The sequence below is a fragment of the Halococcus agarilyticus genome (assembly GCF_000334895.1).
Classification (GTDB): Archaea; Halobacteriota; Halobacteria; order Halobacteriales; family Halococcaceae; genus Halococcus; species Halococcus agarilyticus.
Map to the genome: position 1 here is coordinate 42,689 of NZ_BAFM01000009.1, position 14,373 is coordinate 57,061.

The following is a 14,373-nucleotide window of genomic DNA, read 5'->3' on the forward strand; positions in this document are numbered from 1 at the left end:
AGCGGAGCGAGTGAGCGATCCCCCGAAGTAAAAAGGTTCGTGCTATTCGGGCTTCAGTCCCTCCTCCTCGACGCGCATCACGGCCTCGCCGTCAGCGAGGTTTGGCGCGTCGACGAGGCGGACGATCCGTTTGGTGCCCTTCGACTTTCTGAGGTACATCCGGAACGTCGACTTGTGGCCGAGGATGTTCCCGCCGATGGGCTGTGTCGGGTCGCCGAAATAGGAGTCGGGGTTCGAGGCGACCTGGTTCGTGACGACGGTGGCGGCGTTGTAGAGGTTGCCGACCTTGTCGATGTCGTGGAGGTGCTTGTTGAGCTTCTGCTGGCGCGAGGCGAGTTCTCCACGGCCGACGTACTCCGCACGGAAGTGGGCGGTGAGCGAGTCGATGCAGACTAGGCGAACGGGCCACTCCGAATCCTCGTGCTCGCTCGCGATGTCCTGGGCCTTCTGCGCGAGGAGGATCTGGTGGTTGGAGTTGAACGCCTTCGCGACGTGGATGTTGTCGAGGATGCCATCGATGAACTCGTCCATCGCTTCCTCGCTGTCGGGACCGCCCTCGATCTCGCGGACCTCCATCGCGGCGGCGATCGCCTCGTCGGGGAGCCCACGGACCATCTGTGCGATCCGCTCGGGGCGGAAGGTGTCCTCGCTGTCGATGAAGATCGCGCTGCCCTCCAGCCCGCCGTACTCCTTGGGGAGCTGGACGTTGACCGAGAGCTGGTGGGTGACCTGGGATTTGCCCGCACCGAACTCGCCGTACACCTCGGTGATCGACTGGGTTTCGACTCCTCCTCCAAGGAGGTCGTCGACCTCGTCGACCTGCCAGCTGAGCTTGCCGATCTCGTTGCGGCGCTCCAGTACGTTGGCACCGGTCTCGAACCCGCCGATGTCGGCGGCGTCGCGTGCGGCGTTGATGATGTCCGCCGCCGTGCTCTCGCCGATGTCGGCGGTGTTCGAGAGCTCGCCGGGGCTCGCGACCGCGATGCCCTGATACGAGTCGAAGCCGGATTCGGTGAGCTTGTCCGCGGTCGCCGGTCCGACGCCGGGCAGGCTCTCTAGGTCCTCGGTTGTTGCCATACCTCCGGGTTGTGCGGCTCCCTTCATAAAGCCTCGTCAACAGCTCGGTGGAAGTGTAGTTGGAGGGGCGGGGTCGGGTCCGTCGGACGGAATCGGGACGGCCGAGTGACTGTGGCGAACCGGGGTCGGTAGTGGGTGCCGTGGGCCCGCTCAGAGTCGGCCGCTGCCGATATAAGCGAGGCCGAACGCACCGGCCAGCACCAGGCCACTCAGTGCGGCGTCGGAGAGCTCCAAGACTCCCTCGCCGAACCAGCCGGTGACGAGGAGCGCGAGTGCGACCGCCGAGGCGAAGGGATGGGTAGCGAGCGACCCGGCGAACGTCCGGAGCGACCAGTACGCGTTCTCGCTCAGCGACGCAAGCGCGACACCCACCGAACGGTTGCCGTCGGGGTTCTCGGCCGGTTCGAACCCCGAGCGGGCGTCGTTCGGGACGGTGACGATCTCGCCCGTGTGGACTCGTCTGCCGTCGGCGTCGCCCACCCGGAGGAGCGTGACGTCGTCCTCGCTCGTGCCGACGACGCGATAGATACCCGGTTGATGGCTTCCGTCGGCGTCCGTCGGTCGGAGATGGTCGTAGACGGCGAGCGTGTCGGCGGGCATCTACTCCCAGGGATGTCGCCCGCTGTCGGGCCAGAGCGCGTACCAGTAATCCTTGTCGGGTTCGATTTCGAGCTCGCCGTCGAGCACCGATTCGAGTTTGAACTCCACGGTCGAGTCGCGCTCGCTGCTCGACCGCGGTGCGAAAGGGTAGTACGCGCCCCGTCGGAAGGAGTACACCCAGTAGATCGGGGTGCCCTCGTTCTCGAAGCCGAACAGCGCGGCGAGCAGCCGCGAGCCGTACCCCCGCTCGATCAGCGTGTCGGCGGCAAAGTGAACGCTCGTCACGAGATCCTCGAAATCCCGGTCCGCGAGCACGACCCACTCGTACCCATGAGAGTCGTCGACGAAGCGGGCCTCGGTCCCGGTCTCGACCTCGCCCGCGTCGAGGATCGCCTCGACCTCTTCCACCGCGTCCGCGAAGTCCGTACTGTCGACGCCCGAAAAGCAGAGCGCGGCCACCCCGGCGGGTGGGAAGCCCAGGTCGGCCTCCATCGTGAGGTAGGCGGTGCTCATCCCGAAGAGGTCCTCGGGATCGGCCTCGCGGGTCGCGTCCGCCTCCGCGCTCATCCCGAGCGCCGATCGGAGTCCGTCGAAGATGCCCATGTCGGGGGTTACAGCGCTGGGAATAAAAACCCGAACCGATCCGACCCGAACTTCTCACCACCTCCTGTGGAAGCGCGCGTAGCGAACGGATTGCGCGGTTGCGGTGCGGTTGGCAGTTAGAGCAGTTGGCGGTTGGCGCGCGGCTGCGCGCCGCTTGTCGGCGCGCAACTCCCGTGCGAGGGATGACTGAGGGAGCGAACGGAGTGAGCGACCGAAGGAGTCGGTTGGGGAGGCGTGTGGCCTGCGGTTCTCATTTGAGTCGGCATCAGTGCGGTCTCGATAGCGGTAGCACCGCCGACCACAACCGTTTCGAAAGCCCCCGGCGGCTCGGCGTCTTCGTGAGCGAACGGAATGAGCGAGCGAAGGCACGGAAGAAGAGTGAAGCGAGTCTTCCGACGAACCCGGACGAAGTAAGCACCGCAGCCGAGCAAACGAAGTGAGCGAGGCGCGGAGCGCAGCGAGGCCCGGGAGTCGAGCCGCCGGCCCCTTTCAGTCCCATCCGTGGCGGATGCTCGGCGGGTCGCCGATCGGTGTAACTCGCAAAAATCCAGTGTGCGATCAGGCCGTTTCGAGTTCGCTCTGCATGTCCTTCAGCCGCTCGACGCGCTGCTCGGTCGAGGGGTGCGTCGAGAGCAGCTTCCCGATCGCGCCGCTCTTGATCGGGATGATGAAGAAGGCGTTCATGTCGGCCTGCTCGCGGAGGTCGTCGTCGGGAACGCGATCCATCCGGCCGTCGATCTTCACGAGCGCGCTCGCGAGCGCGGACGGCCGGCCGGTGATGATCGCCCCGCCACGGTCGGCGGCGTACTCCCGGTAACGCGAGAGCACGCGCACCAGGAGGAAGGACACCACGCCGACCACCAGCGAGACGAGGATCGCGACGAGTACGGGTGCGCCGCCGCCCTCGCGGTCGCCGCCGCCGAACAGCCAGCCCCACCGCACGATCATGAACGCGAGCGTCGAGAGGAACGTGGCGATCGTCATCACCATGACGTCGCGATTTTTGACGTGGGTGAGTTCGTGCGCCATCACGCCCTCCAGCTCCTCTTGGTTCAAGGTATCCATGATCCCTCGCGTGACGCAGACGGTCGCGCTCGACTGCGAGCGGCCGGTCGCGAAGGCGTTCGGCTGTCGGCTGTCCGCGACCGCCACCGTGGGCTTCGGGAGGTCGGCCTGCTGGGCGAGTCGCCCCACCATCGCGTGGAGTTCGGGGTACTCCTCCTCGCTCACCTCGCGGGCACCCATGCTCCGGAGCGCGAGCTTGTCGCTGAAAAAGAGCTGTCCGACCATGAACAGTCCCATCACGAGGGTGATCCAGAACAGCCCAACCCCGTAGATTGACAGCGCGCCGATGAAGACGACGTAGAGCGCGAGCAGCAACAGCATCGTCAGGCCCATCCTCGCCTGGAGGCCCCAGTCGGTCTTCCATTCCATATGGGCCTTACTAAGCGTTCAGGTCATAAATCTTCGTCGTTCCGTGCCACGGATTCCCGAATTCCGCCATGCCGATCCCGGGCTCGTCACCGGACGAGTCACGCTGTTTAACCCGCTAAGGACCCTCCCTTGTCCAATGAGCGAGTCGCGGCAGTTCTGTCCGCGGTGTGGCGACCCCGTCGAGTCGGGGGCGAGGATCGCCGCGGCCGACGGACGCGCACCGATCTGTGAGGACTGTTTCTTCGAGGAGTTCTCCCTCGTCGACGCGCCCGATCGGATCGAGGTCCTCGTGTGTGCGACCTGCGGGGCGGTCCGGCGCGGCAAGCGCTGGGTCGACGTCGAGGCGCGCGATTACACCGACGTCGCGATCGACGAGGTGGCCGAGGCGCTCACGATCCACGTCGACGCCGAGGCGTTCGAGTGGCGGGTCGAGCCCGAACAGGTCGACGAGACCACCGTCAGAATGCACTGTCTCCTCTCGGCGGTCGTCCACGACCGGCCGATCGAGACCCGTATTACAGTGCCGGTGAAGATCGGGCGCGGGACCTGCACCCGGTGTGGCCGGATCGCGGGCGAGTACTACGCGAGCACGGTCCAGGTTCGCGCCCACGGACGCACGCCAAACGACCACGAGACCGAGCGCTCGATCGCCATCATCACCGAGTACGTCGAGGGGCGCGAGGCCGACGGCGACCGCGATGCGTTCGTGACCGAACTCGACGAGACTGCCGATGGTGTGGACGCCAAGCTCTCGACCACTCAGATCGGCCGGGCGGTCGCCGACCGGATCGTCCGCCAGCTCGGCGGCACGGTGGACGAATCCGCGACGCTCGTGACCGAGGACGAGGACGGTGACGAGGTGTACCGCGTGACCTACGCCGTCCACCTCCCCGAGTTCACGCCGGGCGACGTCATCGACCCCGACGACGACGATCCGCTGCTCGTCCGGAGCGTCCAGGGGAACCTGAAGGGCGTCCACGTCACCACCGGCGAGCCCTACGAAGCGGCGTTCGAGGACGGCGAGGCTCCCGACGCCAGGCGGCTCGGGGACCGCGGAGACGCCGTGGAGACGACCCTGGTCGCCGTCGAGGATTCGCATGCCGTCCAGGTGCTCGATCCCGAGACCTACGCAGCGAAGACGATCCCGCGGCCCGACTACCTCGATCCCGACGCCGACACAGTACCGGTGCTCAAGAGCCGCGCCGGGCTTCACGTCCTGCCGGCCGACGAGGCGGCCGAAACCGACTAATCCCCCGGTTCGCAACGGTTCCCCATGGATCGACAGCAATGGCTCGCCCTGATCCTCGTGATACTCATGCTCGGCTCCTCGTTCGCGTACGCCGTGGGAAGCGTTCTCTGAGCACCACTCCGTCCCCGGTAGCCGATCGGCGTCGCCTGCTCACGTGCTTTCACGATCCATCGGCGCAAACCGACGTACGACGACCGGCTATCCGTGACCGATTTTCCGAGGTTTCCTCGCGCTGGATGTTTCTTTCATCGGCCTTTTATCCCGTCCTCCGGTCGTGAGTGGCATGCCGCTCGAAAGTATTGCCGCGGGTCCGTGGTCGTTGCTGCCGGCGCTCCTCGCCATCGCGCTCGCGTGGTACACCCGCGACGCGCTCATCGGCCTGTTCGTCGGCATCGCCGGCGGGGCCGTCGTCTACGGAGCCTTCCGCCCCGGGGTGGTCGGGGTTCCGGACGGTCTCGTCGGCCAACCCGCCGGCACCGTTCTCGGGGGACTGCTCGGCCCGACGGTGATCCCCGAACTCATCGCCACGTCGGCGCTGTTCGCCGACCCGTGGTACGTCAAGAACGTCCTGCTCGCGCTCTTTGCGATCGGCGGGCTGATGGGGCTGATGATCCGTGCCGGCGCGATCCGCGGCGTGCTGGAGGCGCTCGCCAGCCGGGTCGACTCGCCAGCCGACGCCGAGAAAGCCTCGTTTCTCGCGGGCGTCATCATCCACATCGACGACTACTTCAACTGTTTGGTGGTCGGCTCGATGATGCGCCCGCTGACCGACGAGTACGACGTCTCGCGCGCGAAACTCGCGTACTACGTCGACAGTGCGGGCAGCCCGGCCGCCCGGCTGGCCTTCTACTCGACGTGGGGCGTCGCGCTGGTGGGGTTCATCGGAGCCGGAATCACCGCCGCGGCCCAGCAGAACGTCCTCCCGTCGGGGATGTCGAACTACGTCACTCAGTCGGGCGACGGCCTCCAGGCCGCCACCGACGCGGTCTGGCCGCTGTTCTTCAACAGCATCGGCTTCGCCTTCTACTCGTGGACCGCGCTCATCGTCGCCGCCCTCGTCGCGTGGCAGGTCATCCCCAACATCTTCGGGATGGGGGTGGAAGAAGAGCGCGCCCGCAACGGCGGTGGCGTGGTGGGTCCCGACGACGACCCGCTGGTCTCCGACGAGATGGCGAACTACGAGATGTACGAGGGCGCGACGCCCGACTGGCGTAACTTCGCGATCCCGGTCGCGGTGATCGTCGGCGTCGGCCTGATGGCGATGTTCTGGCGCGCTTCCCCCGTCGTGAACGCGCCGGGGATGTCGACGGTGTTTGCGGCGCTCGGCTACGAGTTGATCGTCCCCGCTGGCGGGCCGTGGTCGTTCAACATCGGCGGGATCCGGCTCGGTCTCGCCGCGCTCACCGGTTTAGTCGTCGGCTTCCTGCTCTTTCGGGCGCGTGGCGACATCCCCTCGAACGCCGACGCGACCGACGCGATGGTCAACGGGTTCAAGGGCATCTTCCTCGCAGCCGCGATCCTTACGCTCGCGATCACGATCCAGAACACCGTCACGACCCTCGGGATCTCCGATTTCGTCACCGACTGGTTCCGCGGCGTGCCGGTCGGGCTCATCCCGGTGCTGGTCTTTCTCACGACGGGGTTCGTCAGCTTCTCCGACGGCAGTTCGTGGGCGACCTACGGGATCATGTTCCCGATCGCGATCCCGGTGGCGTTTTCGACCGGCGCGAACCTCCCGCTGGTGCTCGGTGCGGTGCTCTCGGGGGGTATCTTCGGCGATCACTGCTCGCCGATCTCCGACACCACGGTGCTCTCTTCGTCGACCAGCGGTGCGGACCACATGGTCCACGTCCGGACCCAGATCCCCTACGCGCTCGTGTGTGCGGCGGTCGCCGGCACGCTCTTTCTCGTGCTCGGCTTCGTGGTGCCGGGGGAGTTCTCGCTCATCCCGTACTGACCGCTCCGCCGCGCTCGGCCGTGTTCGCTCAGTCGTCCTGTGGTGTGGTCGCGGGCTCGCCACTCCCGGACCACACGCTCGCGGTTCGGTCGATGCCGTCGTAGACGTGTGCGACGAGCGCCGTCACGGCCAGATCGCCGGTGACGTTGTTCATCGTCCGGAGCCGATCGAGCAGCGGATCGACGCCCGCGACCATCCCGACCACTTCGAGCGGGAGTCCCAGTTGAGTGAGCACGAGCGTCAACATGATGAGACCGCTGCCCGGCACGCCCGCCGTCCCGATGCTCGCGAGCAGCGCGGTGACGACGACGGTGAACTGCTCGCCGAGCGTGAGCGCCTCGCCGACGAGGTTCGCCGCGAAGATCGCGGCCACGCCCTGGTACATCGCGGTCCCGTCCATGTTGATCGTCGCTCCCAGCGGGAGCGAGAAGCTGTAGATCTCCTCGCTGATCCCGAAGTTCTCGTCGGCGTCGCTCATCGTCACTGGTAGTGTTCCGCTCGACGAGCGGATGCTGAGCGCAGTCACCATCGCCTCGCGCGCCCCGCGGAGGAACGCGATCGGCGATTCTCGAAGGAGGCCCCACTGGATCACGAGGAGATACGTGAGCGTGATGTGGATGCCGACGGCGAGGCCGAGCGCCCCGATGAGCTTCGCGTACGGCACGATGGCGTCGACACCGGCGGTCCCGAACGTTGCGGCCATCAGCGCGAACACGCCGACGATCCCGAACTCCATCACGCCCCAGACGATCTTGAACATCGCTTCCGCGCCCGCCTCGACGACGTCGAAGATCGTCTCGACGCCGCGATGGACGGCGCTGTCGGCTGCGAACTCCTCCTGGAGGAGGGTGAGCGCGATCCCGAACACGAGCGTGAAGAAGATGATCGGCAGGATGTCGCCCTCGGCCATCGCACCGAGCGGATTGGTTGGGACGATCCCCAGAAGCACCTCGCCGAGGTTCGGGGCCTGTTTCGTCTGGACGTCCGTGCTGACGACCTCCAGTCCCACGCCGGGGTCGACGAGGTTCCCGACGCCGAGCCCGATCACGATCGCGATCGCGGTCGTCACGACGTAGCAGAGCACCGTGACGCCGCCGATCTGACCGAGCGTCGACGGCGTGAGCCGCCGTGCGCCCATCAGCAGCGTGAAGAAGACGATCGGGACGATGATCATCTCGAGGAGCCGGACGAACAGATCGCCGATCGGCTGCAACGCCGTCAGCGGCTGGCCGCCGACCAGTCCGGCTATCGAACCGAGGACGAACGCCACTCCGATCCGGTAGACGATCGGTACCGAGCGATACGCTCCCCAGAGATCCGTGAACGAAGACGACACGGAACGTCATTTCACTTCGTGGCGGAATGAACCCTCCGAACATTTGCCGGAGTTGCACCACGATACCACACGTCCCGTCACCGGCTCCCGCTCGATCGTTCGGTTCCCGCCGACTCACCGTGTTCCGGATCGACGTCGACCGTCGTGTCTCAGTCCGATCCCCAGACGTCCGCGAGCGGGTGGTCGTCGGGATCGGACCGCGATCGTCGCGTCCGCCGGCTCGCTGTTGTGGTACCGTTCGTGCCACCGTCGCCGCCGGCAGCGCCGGGATCGAACGCCGGCAGCTCCGGACGGCTCATCCGATCGACCTGAGCGGCGAACCACTCCGGCATCGCGCCGCGCGATCGGTCGAACAGGTCGAGCAGGCTCGCGTCAGCGAGGTAGGTCGCCCCGCGATCGTCGGGCGCGCGCACCACCCGACCGCACGCCTGGATCACGGTCTTGAGCGCGGTCCGGTAGTACCAGCCCCACTGGCCCTCCTCCAGCCGCCGGGCGACCCGCGAGTCGCGGGTGTTCGGATAGGGTGCCTTGCAGAGCACCTGCCACCGGGCGAGATCGCCCTCCAGATCGAGCGCCTCCTCCATCTTCACCGCAACGAACAGTTCGGGATCGTCCGTCGCGAGCCACGTCTCCAGCGCCGCGTCGCGGTTCTCGCGGTCGTGCGTGCGGACCCGTCCATCGACCCCGAACTCGCGCAGTCGGTCCACGAGGCGCTCGGCGATGGCGTAGGAGTGTGCGTGGACGATCCCCTTCTCGTCGGCGTGGTGGGCCATGAGCCGGACGATCAGGCGCGCGATCTCCGGGAGCGTCTCGTCGCGGTGCTCGTAGGTCATCTTCCCCTGCGTGACGTCGTACAGCGGCCGATTTTCGACCGGAAAGGTATGGGAGACGTCGATCAGCGCCGCGTCGTCGGGATCGAGTCCGACGCCACGACAGAACCCCTCCTTGTCGAGGATGGTCGCCGACAGTAGCGCGAAGTTGTTGGCGCGGTCCCAGACCGTATGCTGGAGGTAGCGTTCGGGGTTCAGGGGTTTGATCGTTACTGAACTACTCTCACCGCCCGGCTGGTCGACGATCCACGTGCTCGCACTCCCCGGGTCCCGATAGTCCGAGACGAACCAATCGAGGTTCGAGATCAGCTCTTGGAGCCGGTCACGCTCGGTGACCTCCGCGATGGTGAGTTCGTCGGCTCCGACGAGCGTGTCCTTCCGGCGACCGCAGACCCCCGAGAGCCGATCGGCGAAACGGGCCGCGGCCTCAGCGCCGTCGATGTCGGGGATCGAAAGCTCGTCCCACACTGGCACCGTGTCGGGTCGGAGATCGATGGTGGCGTACATCTCGGCCCACTCGGCGAGTCCGTGGGCCTCGTCGATCACGGCGACGTCGCGCTGGCCGAAGGCATCCGAGCCCGCGGTCTGCATGAAGTACGCGAGCGTCATCGCCGCAACCGAGCGGTTCGAGGCGATCGTGCGATCCGAAAAATAGGGACAGCGATGCTTGATCGAGCAGTCGAAGCCCGTCTCGCGCGCACACGGCGCACGATCAACGGGAGTGTCGGTTTCGCCGGCGACCAGACACGTGTAGTTGCGCTTGCCCCGGATGACCTGGAGATCGGAGAGCAGGGGATCGGCCGCCACGTCGTCGAGCTGGGAGACCTGCGGGGTGGTGTAGTACGCGCCGACCGGCTCGGCGGGGGTGGCCTCGTCGGCCCGCACCGCACACCCCGCGATCGCCCGTGCGAGCAGCGACTTCCCCGAACCCGTGGGCGCGCGCACCAACACCACGTCGTTGCCCGCCGCGAACGCCTCGCGGATCTCGCCGAGGGCTGCCTGCTGATTCCCCCGGTAGGATGGCGCGGGAAACTCCTCTTCGATCCGGGCGGGGTTCACGTTCGGGGAATCGCCGCCCGGAAGGTAAATCCTCCGAGCCATCGTTCCGAGCGCCGGCAGAAAACTTATGCAAGATGTCGTGTCACTTTTCAACATGGACGACGGAACCGGCCGCGAGATCGGTTTTGCCGTCGCTGGCGCACTCGCGGCGCTGGCGCTCGTCACCGGGACCGCGCTCTTGATCGGATACAGCCTCACGCAAGCCCTCGGAGGGAACAATATGCTGGGGCGGATTCACTATCTTCTCGTGGTCAGCGCCCTCGGCGCGGGACTGGTGATCGCGTGGCAATGGGCCGCGCGTGTTACGGCCATCGGTGGCACAATTGCTCTCGTGGGCGTTCTCGTGACCAACACGCCTGACTTCTCCACATCACTCACGAGCCTGAACGTCTCGCTGACGGTTCTCGCGGTGTTGTTCGTCCACGCAGCCAGTATCGAGTACGGACTTCGACACCCGGCGGCCGTTCGGCGTATCGTCACACGTCGAGCGATGAGGACGGGAATCGCCGTCGGCGTTCTTCATGCTGGATTCGTCCTTGCTGTCCACGTGTGGCTCGGATTGTCGACTGCGTTCTTCTACACGCTGGGGAACACCGCGGTATGGTGTTGGACGCTCGGTGGCGCATTTCTCGTGGGTGCAGCAGTCGGTATCACCTTCGCTCGCTACCGTCTCTGGACGCCCGCCCTCACCGTTGCAGGATTGTTTTCGTGGGTTACATACGGGACCTACGGGTGGATCCTCCACGAAAACGGGGGTGGAACCGGCACGCTGTTCACACTGTACGAATGGGGGTGGTACGTCGTCCTTCTCTTGGCCCTCGGAGCAGGACTCGTCGAATTCGTGCTCCGATCGCGAGTTGGACGGCTCCTGACGAGCAGTACGGGTTGAGACACGGCGTAGAGCAAGCCGGTACATTGTGAGCGGGCTCCGATAAACTGCACCAATACGAAAACTGCTTAGTAGTATCGGCCCGTAATACGAATCAGTATGACGAAGACCGTCTCGGCGAAGATCCCCGAGGAACTGAAGGAAGAGCTGGAGCAGGAGGGGATCAACGTCAGCGACGTCATCCGCGAAGCACTCGCCGACGAACTCGCCGCACGCCGGCGCGAGGCGTTCCGCCGCGACGCCACCGCCCTCCGCGAGCAGGTGGGCGGCGGCGTCAAGACGGACGCGATCGTCGACGTGGTTCGCGAGACGCGCGAGGAGCACTGACCGTGGCCGACGCCAGGCTGTTCGACGCGAGCTCGATCGTCGAACTGCTGATCGGCAAGTCCGGCGACGGAGTGCCGGCCGACGTCCTGTTCGACGAGCACACGCTCGACCTGACGTTCTACGAAGCGGGCAACGCACTCTGGAAGCTGGCGGTCGCGCGGGACGACCTCTCCGATGCAAGCCTCCAGGACGCGATGGCACTCCTCGCATCGTTGCGCCGGGAGGCAGTCGTCGAGACCGTCATCGGTCCCGGGTTCGTCGACGTGTCACAGACCGCCCGGGAGGAGGGGTTGACCTTCTACGATGCCGCCTACCTCCACATCGCACGGCGGAACTCTCTCGAACTCATCACGGAGGACTCAGCGCTGCGAGACGCAGCAGGACAGTACGTTTCTGTCGGTCGAGTGGCGGCTCTCGGCGACTGAGTACCGCTCTGGAGTGCGACGCTTCACACCGACACATCGTCGTCGATCCGACGTCACTCGCCGCAGAGTGCCGCGACGTCCTCCGCCCGAGCGTCTTCGGGGAGTCGCTCGATACAGTCGTAACAGAGGAGATACTCGGAGCCGTCCTCGAATTCGAGGGCCAGACCCTCGCTCGCGTCGCCGCCGAACGTCCAGAGGTTCGCGATGCCGCCCGCGATCCCCACTGCACGCCCGCAGCCGTCACACGGCTCGCTGGTCATGGATGGACGGTGGGTGCGCCCGGAGAAAGCCCTTTCTCCGGTTCTCGGTAGTGGCCGGGGTGACGACTGTCGATTCGTGCGAACCCGATGCCGACACAAATGAGAACCGCAGGCCACATGCCTCCCGCACCCACTTTTTTACTTCGTCGGGTGCGCTCGCTTCGCTCGCGCACCACTCCTCGCAAAAACCTGGACTAAAAACACCCGCTCACTCGCGTTGCTCGTTCGCGGTTCGATTACCGACACCACCACCTCAGCACCGCGCCGCAACAGCCACATACCTCCCCAACCGACTCCCTCAGTCGCTCACTTCGTTCGCTCCCTCAGTCATCCCTCGCGCGAGTCGCGCGTCTACCGACGCGCTCCCGCGCGCCACCGCACCAACACCGCACCGATGTCTGACTGCGTTCCAACCGACAGCGCCCGAATCTACCGCCGAGCGTGGACTTATCCCCCGCCGGTCCCTGCCTCGCGTATGCGCGTGCTGGTGACCGGCGCGACGGGGTTCGTCGGCAGCCGTCTCGTCCCGGCGCTGATCGAGGCGGGCCACGACGTCAGGGTGCTCACCCGCGACGCCGACGGGTACGACGGGCCGGCCGGCGAGGTCTGCGAGGGCGACATCCTCGACGCCGGCACGTTCGAACACGCTCTGGAGGGGATCGACGCCGCGTACTACCTCATCCACTCGATGGAGTCCGGCACGGACTTCGCGGCGCGGGACCGCCGGGCGGCCCACAACTTCCAGCGCGCGGCGAGCGAGGCGGGGATCGACCGCGTGCTCTATCTCGGCGGACTGGGCGAGACCCGCCAGGGCCTCTCCGAGCACCTGATGTCCCGGCGCGAGGTCGAGACAATCCTCGCCGAGGGAGCGTACGATCTCACCACGCTCCGGGCTGCGATCATCGTGGGCGAGGGCTCGTCGAGCTTTGCGATGGTCGAACAGCTCGTTCACCGACTCCCCGTCATGATCACCCCGAAGTGGGTCCGCACCGAGTGCCAGCCCATCGCGATCGCGGACGTGATCGCGTACCTCGTTGGCTGTCTCGACGTGCCCGAAACCGCGGGCGACACCTTCGAGATCGGTGGTCCCGAGGTGCTGACCTACCGGGAACTCCTCGAACACACCGCCGCGATCGCGGATCGCTCGCTGTTCGTCCTCCCCGTGCCGGTGCTCTCGCCGAAGCTCTCGGCGTACTGGGTCGATCTCGTCACCGACATCCCGAAGGCGGTCGCGCATCCGCTGATCCTCGGGCTCAAAAACACCGTCGTGGTCGACGACACGCGGATCGAGGAGCTGGTGCCGATCGAGCGCACCGACTTCACGACCGCTGTCGAGCGGGCGCTCGGCCGGCAGGCAGAACCCGCGGCGACCGAACGCGCCGAGCGGGCACGGGTCGAACCCGAGCGATGAGCCGGCCCCCCGACTTCGGCGAGACGTGGACCTACGAGAGCATCATCGGCGCGCTGCCCGGCATCACGATATCGACCACGTTCGCGCTCGCGATCCAGCTCGGCGTGTTCGAGGCGGGCGTGATCGTGCTCGCGTGGTACTACGACCTCTGGAACGTCGCACTCGCGGGCAGCGCCGCGGTGTTCGTCGCCGGCATCGGCTCCATCGAGATGGTGCGGGTCGCGCGGCGCATTCGTACTGTGGAACTCCCCGACGCCTACCGCCGCCTGGTGTTCGGCTCGAACATGGACGTCCTGCTCGCGGTGCTCGCGTTCTGTGCGATGTTGACCTACCTGTTCGTGCCGAACCCCGCGACCGGCCGCGCCCCGTTTCTCGACCGACTTCTGGGTCCCGATCCGCCCGTGCTCGTGGTCTACTTCCTCCTCCTCGTGCTCTGGGACGTCTGTTATCGGATCGGGACGGGCTGGTGGGCGACCGTCACGGCGCTCTGGCGCTCGTATCGCTATCGGTTCGACGCCGACACCGCGCGCACGTTCTTCTGGGCCGACGTCGAGACGATCGCGTTCGGCGTCATCCAGCTCCTCCTCGTCCCGTTCGTCACTGAGTATCCCGTGCTCCTCGCGGTGCTCCTCGCACACGTCTCGGCGGTGCTCGTGGTCACGAGCGCGTCGCTCTGGTTGCTGTACGCGAAACGGGGATCGGTGAAGGACGCTACCGCGACTTGATCTCGCGGAACTGCGCGAGCAGCTCGTCCGCATCCGCGTCGCCGACGTCGTACTCGACGTCGCCTTCGTACTGGGTCCGCTCGTCGTCGTCGGCGGCGTTCGCGCCCACTTCGCTCGTCTTCTCCTCGCGGCGTTGATGCTCTGCCGCGTCATAGGCACCCATTGACATGGTAAGTACACTCGTCGTTGTG

The 14,373-nt window shown here is 66.4% G+C and carries 15 protein-coding genes; 7 read left to right on the forward strand and 8 right to left on the reverse strand.

Features of this window, described 5'->3' with window-relative positions; all coding sequences use genetic code 11:
• Window positions 1-42 precede the first annotated feature (42 nt).
• The 4 genes from radA to htpX form a co-directional block, all read right to left on the reverse strand.
• Window positions 43-1,077: a DNA repair and recombination protein RadA gene (gene radA / locus TX76_RS08695; protein WP_049901645.1), complete on the reverse strand. Its 1,035-nt coding sequence runs from the start codon at window positions 1,075-1,077 to the stop codon at window positions 43-45.
• Window positions 1,078-1,227: 150 nt separating this feature from the next.
• Window positions 1,228-1,677 carry a hypothetical protein gene (locus TX76_RS08700; RefSeq protein WP_049901646.1) on the reverse strand — a complete coding sequence of 150 codons (450 nt, stop codon included), beginning with the start codon at window positions 1,675-1,677 and terminating at the stop codon, window positions 1,228-1,230.
• Complete coding sequence (gene pspAB, locus TX76_RS08705) at window positions 1,678-2,280, reverse strand: PspA-associated protein PspAB (RefSeq protein WP_049901648.1); 603 nt, start codon at window positions 2,278-2,280, stop codon at window positions 1,678-1,680.
• Window positions 2,281-2,838: 558 nt separating this feature from the next.
• Window positions 2,839-3,714, reverse strand: a complete 876-nt coding sequence (gene htpX / locus TX76_RS08710) for a zinc metalloprotease HtpX (RefSeq protein ID WP_049901650.1) — start codon at window positions 3,712-3,714, stop codon at window positions 2,839-2,841.
• Window positions 3,715-3,850: 136 nt separating this feature from the next.
• Here htpX and TX76_RS08715 point away from each other — a divergent pair, with 136 nt between their 5' ends.
• The gene (locus tag TX76_RS08715) at window positions 3,851-4,963 is read left to right on the forward strand and encodes a 60S ribosomal export protein NMD3 (RefSeq protein ID WP_049901652.1); all 1,113 of its coding nucleotides are present in this window, start codon (window positions 3,851-3,853) and stop codon (window positions 4,961-4,963) included.
• 283 nt (window positions 4,964-5,246) lie between these two features.
• The gene (locus tag TX76_RS18590; protein ID WP_049901654.1) at window positions 5,247-6,920 is read left to right on the forward strand and encodes a Na+/H+ antiporter NhaC family protein; all 1,674 of its coding nucleotides are present in this window, start codon (window positions 5,247-5,249) and stop codon (window positions 6,918-6,920) included.
• Between the two features lie 28 nt (window positions 6,921-6,948).
• Here the strand turns inward: TX76_RS18590 and TX76_RS08725 are convergent, their stop codons facing one another.
• Window positions 6,949-8,256, reverse strand: coding sequence for a dicarboxylate/amino acid:cation symporter (locus TX76_RS08725; RefSeq protein WP_049901656.1), 1,308 nt, complete (start codon window positions 8,254-8,256; stop codon window positions 6,949-6,951).
• 149 nt (window positions 8,257-8,405) lie between these two features.
• Window positions 8,406-10,145: a helicase C-terminal domain-containing protein gene (locus tag TX76_RS08730; protein ID WP_049901658.1), complete on the reverse strand. Its 1,740-nt coding sequence runs from the start codon at window positions 10,143-10,145 to the stop codon at window positions 8,406-8,408.
• 94 nt (window positions 10,146-10,239) lie between these two features.
• Here TX76_RS08730 and TX76_RS08735 point away from each other — a divergent pair, with 94 nt between their 5' ends.
• From TX76_RS08735 to TX76_RS08745, 3 genes are all read left to right on the forward strand, one after another.
• A complete protein-coding gene (locus TX76_RS08735) occupies window positions 10,240-11,034 on the forward strand; it encodes a hypothetical protein (RefSeq protein WP_049901660.1) in 795 nt (264 codons plus the stop codon).
• 99 nt (window positions 11,035-11,133) lie between these two features.
• The gene (locus TX76_RS08740) at window positions 11,134-11,361 is read left to right on the forward strand and encodes a type II toxin-antitoxin system CcdA family antitoxin (RefSeq protein ID WP_049901662.1); all 228 of its coding nucleotides are present in this window, start codon (window positions 11,134-11,136) and stop codon (window positions 11,359-11,361) included.
• A gap of 2 nt (window positions 11,362-11,363) precedes the next feature.
• Window positions 11,364-11,786 carry a type II toxin-antitoxin system VapC family toxin gene (locus TX76_RS08745; RefSeq protein WP_228842340.1) on the forward strand — a complete coding sequence of 141 codons (423 nt, stop codon included), beginning with the start codon at window positions 11,364-11,366 and terminating at the stop codon, window positions 11,784-11,786.
• A gap of 53 nt (window positions 11,787-11,839) precedes the next feature.
• Here the strand turns inward: TX76_RS08745 and TX76_RS08750 are convergent, their stop codons facing one another.
• The gene (locus tag TX76_RS08750; protein ID WP_049901664.1) at window positions 11,840-12,046 is read right to left on the reverse strand and encodes a DUF7561 family protein; all 207 of its coding nucleotides are present in this window, start codon (window positions 12,044-12,046) and stop codon (window positions 11,840-11,842) included.
• Between the two features lie 475 nt (window positions 12,047-12,521).
• On the opposite strand from TX76_RS08750, the gene TX76_RS08755 reads away from it, so the two are divergent.
• Complete coding sequence (locus TX76_RS08755; RefSeq protein ID WP_049901666.1) at window positions 12,522-13,457, forward strand: NAD(P)H-binding protein; 936 nt, start codon at window positions 12,522-12,524, stop codon at window positions 13,455-13,457.
• Window positions 13,454-14,182 (forward strand): DUF7530 family protein, encoded by a 729-nt coding sequence (locus TX76_RS08760; protein ID WP_049901668.1) that lies wholly within the window; start codon window positions 13,454-13,456, stop codon window positions 14,180-14,182. The genes TX76_RS08755 and TX76_RS08760 overlap by 4 nt, the downstream gene beginning before the upstream one ends.
• On the opposite strand, the gene TX76_RS17580 is transcribed toward TX76_RS08760, so the two are convergent.
• Entirely contained in the window at window positions 14,169-14,345 is a 177-nt protein-coding gene (locus tag TX76_RS17580; protein ID WP_228842347.1) for a DUF5786 family protein, read from the reverse strand. The genes TX76_RS08760 and TX76_RS17580 overlap by 14 nt on opposite strands.
• Window positions 14,346-14,373 lie beyond the last annotated feature (28 nt).